Source organism: Mycobacterium sp. RTGN4, from assembly GCF_033804635.1.
GTDB lineage: Bacteria > Actinomycetota > Actinomycetes > Mycobacteriales > Mycobacteriaceae > Mycobacterium.
On sequence record NZ_JAPZLB010000055.1, the window covers coordinates 1 to 226 of the forward strand.

The 226-nt window shown below is 65.0% G+C and carries 1 protein-coding gene; it reads left to right on the forward strand.

From position 1 onward, the window contains the following. The coding region (locus SLQ30_RS33050) for an AMP-binding protein (RefSeq protein ID WP_319451260.1) at positions 1–226 on the forward strand (226 nt) is incomplete at both ends.

Here is a 226-nt window from a genome sequence, read left to right on the forward strand (position 1 = left end):
GTGGGTTCGCCGGACGACTTGCACGAGGTGTTGGTCAACGAAGGGGTCAGTGTGTTGACTCTGACGCCGTCGGCGGTGGCGATGCTCTCCGATGAGGGGTTGGAGTCGGCGGCGTTGGTGATGGCCGGTGAGGCTTGCCCGGCCGAGGTGGTGGATCGGTGGGCGTCGGGGCGGGTGATGGTCAATGCCTATGGTCCGACCGAGACGACGATGTGTGTGGCGATCA